Below are 3,675 nucleotides of genomic sequence, written 5' to 3'. Positions count from 1 at the left end.
CTTACTGATTCTGATACAGACTCAGAGATGGACTCTGATGTAGATTCAGAGATAGATTCAGAGACTGACTCGCTGACTGATTCTGAGATTGACTCTGATACGGATTCTGATACTGACTCTGATACTGATTCAGATACAGACTCAGAGATGGACTCAGAAACTGATTCTGAAATTGACTCTGATACTGATTCAGAGATTGATTCAGAAACTGATTCTGATACTGACTCTGAAATTGAGTCTGATACTGAGTCTGATACTGACTCTGAAATTGATTCTGATACCGATTCAGATACTGACTCAGAGATAGACTCTGATACAGATTCTGAAATTGATTCTGATACAGACTCAGAGATGGACTCAGAGACGGATTCAGACACTGGCTCGCTTACTGATTCTGAAATTGATTCTGATACTGACTCGCTTACTGATTCAGATACAGACTCAGAAACTGATTCGCTGATTGACTCTGATACTGATACTGATTCAGATACGGATACGGATTCAGATACAGACTCAGAAATTGATTCAGATATAGACTCAGAGATTGACTCAGAGACGGATTCGCTGATTGATTCTGATACTGACTCGCTTACTGATTCTGATACAGACTCAGAGATGGACTCAGATGTAGATTCAGAGATAGATTCAGATACTGACTCGCTTACTGATTCTGATACAGATTCTGAGATTGATTCTGATACAGATTCTGAGATTGATTCTGATACTGATTCGCTGATTGATTCTGATACTGACTCAGAAATTGATTCAGATACAGATTCCGAAATCGATTCGCTTACTGACTCGGAGATGGACTCTGATGTAGATTCAGAGATAGATTCTGATACAGATTCTGAAATTGACTCACTTACTGACTCAGAGATAGACTCTGATGTAGATTCTGATACAGATTCTGAAATTGATTCGCTTACTGACTCAGAGATGGACTCTGATGTAGATTCAGAGATAGATTCTGATACAGATTCTGAAATCGATTCGCTTACTGACTCACTTACTGACTCTGAAACTGACTCTGAAGTTGATTCTGATACAGATTCTGAAATCGATTCGCTTACTGACTCAGAAATTGATTCTGATACTGATTCAGAGATTGATTCTGATACTGACTCGCTTACTGATTCAGATACTGATTCTGAAATCGATTCAGACACTGACTCACTTACTGACTCAGAAATTGATTCTGATACTGATTCAGATACAGACTCGCTTACTGATTCAGATACGGATTCTGAGATTGATTCAGATACAGACTCAGAGATGGACTCTGATACTGATTCTGAAATTGATTCAGATACAGACTCGCTTACTGATTCAGATACGGATTCTGAGATTGATTCAGATACAGACTCAGAGACGGATTCGCTGATTGATTCTGATACTGATTCTGAAATCGATTCAGACACTAACTCGGATACAGATTCTGAAATTGACTCACTTACTGACTCAGAAATTGACTCTGATGTAGATTCAGAGACTGACTCGCTGACTGATTCTGAGATTGACTCTGATACGGATTCAGACACTGACTCGCTGACTGATTCAGATACAGACTCAGAGATGGACTCTGATACGGATTCGCTGATTGATTCTGATACTGATTCTGAAATTGACTCACTTACTGACTCTGATACGGATTCAGATACGGATTCAGATACAGACTCAGAAATTGATTCTGATACTGATTCAGAGATTGATTCGCTTACTGATTCTGATACGGATTCTGAGATAGATTCGCTTACTGACTCGGAGATAGACTCTGATACAGATTCAGAGATTGATTCAGAAACTGACTCGCTTACTGATTCAGAGATGGATTCTGATACTGATTCAGACACCGATTCTGATACTGACTCAGAGATTGACTCTGATACAGATTCTGAAATTGATTCAGATACAGACTCGCTGACTGATTCTGATACGGATTCTGAGATAGATTCGCTTACTGGCTCGGAGATAGACTCTGATACAGATTCAGAGATTGATTCAGAAACTGACTCGCTTACTGATTCTGAGATGGATTCTGATACGGATTCTGATACTGATTCAGACACAGATTCTGAAACTGACTCAGAGATGGATTCAGAAACTGATTCAGACACAGATTCTGAGATTGACTCTGATACTGATTCTGAAATTGATTCTGATACTGACTCAGAGATTGATTCAGATACAGACTCAGAAATTGATTCTGAGATTGATTCTGAAACTGATTCAGACACAGATTCTGAGATTGATTCTGAGATTGATTCAGATACTGACTCAGAGATTGACTCTGATATTGATTCTGAAACGGATTCAGACACAGACTCTGATACTGATTCTGAAATTGATTCAGATACAGACTCAGACACTGACTCGCTTACTGATTCTGAGATTGATTCAGATATTGACTCACTTACTGACTCTGATACTGATTCAGATACGGATTCAGATACAGACTCAGAAATTGATTCTGATACAGACTCAGAGATTGACTCAGAGACGGATTCGCTGATTGATTCTGATACTGACTCAGAAATTGATTCTGATACTGATTCTGAAATCGATTCGCTTACCGACTCAGAGATGGACTCTGATGTAGATTCAGAGATAGATTCTGAAATTGATTCGCTAATTGACTCTGATACTGATTCTGAGATTGACTCTGAAACTGATTCAGACGCTGACTCGGATACAGATTCTGAAATTGACTCACTTACTGACTCAGAGATTGACTCAGAGACGGATTCGCTGATTGATTCTGATACTGACTCAGAGATTGATTCAGAAACTGATTCAGACGCTGACTCTGATACAGATTCTGAAATTGACTCACTCACTGATTCAGAGATAGACTCAGATGTAGATTCAGAGATAGATTCTGAAATCGATTCGCTTACTGACTCGGAGATAGATTCAGAGACGGATTCTGAAATCGACTCGCTTACTGACTCAGAGATGGACTCTGATGTAGATTCTGATACAGATTCTGAAATTGATTCACTTACTGATTCAGAGATAGACTCAGATGTAGATTCTGATACAGATTCTGAAATTGATTCACTCACTGATTCAGAGATAGACTCAGACGCAGATTCTGATACAGATTCTGAAATTGATTCACTTACTGACTCTGAGATAGATTCAGAGACGGATTCTGAAATCGATTCGCTAACTGACTCAGAGATGGACTCAGATGTAGATTCTGAAATCGATTCGCTGACCGACTCGAAGATAGACTCTGATACGGATTCTGAAATCGACTCGCTAACTGACTCGGAGATAGATTCAGAGACATATTCTGAAATCGACTCACTCACTGATTCAGAGATAGACTCAGATGTAGATTCAGAGATAGATTCTGATACAGATTCTGAAATTGATTCACTTACTGACTCGGAGATAGATTCAGAGACGGATTCTGAAATCGATTCGCTAACTGACTCAGAGATAGACTCAGATGTAGATTCTGATACAGATTCTGAAATTGATTCACTTACTGACTCGGAAATTGACTCTGATGTAGATTCTGAAATCGATTCGCTTACTGACTCAGAGATGGACTCTGATGTAGATTCAGAGACGGATTCTGAAATCGATTCGCTTACTGACTCAGAGATAGACTCTGATGTAGATTCTGATACAGATTCTGAAATTGATTCACTTACTGACTCGGAA

Annotated in this window: 1 protein-coding gene; it reads right to left on the bottom strand. The window is 39.1% G+C overall.

Going from position 1 to position 3,675, the window contains the following annotated elements; all coding sequences use genetic code 11:
* Positions 1–3,675, bottom strand: a 3,675-nt coding sequence (locus tag NOL38_RS10305; protein WP_277942080.1) for a DUF445 family protein, incomplete at both ends; no start/stop codon positions are given.

The organism is Streptococcus suis, assembly GCF_029616525.1.
In the GTDB taxonomy this organism is placed as follows: Bacteria; Bacillota; Bacilli; order Lactobacillales; family Streptococcaceae; genus Streptococcus; species Streptococcus suis_AF.
This window is presented reverse-complemented; position numbering and strand designations above follow the sequence as displayed.